Genomic DNA, 237 nt, shown 5'->3' on the forward strand with positions numbered 1-237 from the left:
AAGCCGTGTTGCTGATGGAGTTTATGAAACCCAACTTGATGGTTATGAATTGAACGAAGTTAGAGAGCATTTAGGAAGAAAAATTCATCATTGTCTAATGATTGACGATCACAACACTTGGTGGGGAATGGGAAAATCTTATTTATGTAGAATCTGTGATATGTTGCATATGGGACTAGTAACAGAAGTGATATTTGGAAAAGAAGTTGTTACTCGTGTTCCGTTACTTGCAAAAGA

The 237-nt window shown here is 36.3% G+C and carries 1 protein-coding gene; it reads left to right on the plus strand.

All coding sequences use genetic code 11. The annotated features are described in order from the left end of the window. Window positions 1-237: DUF7687 domain-containing protein (locus tag EKL98_RS17955; protein ID WP_199740755.1), on the plus strand; the 237-nt coding region annotated here is incomplete at both ends.

This window comes from Flavobacterium bomense, assembly GCF_003970355.1.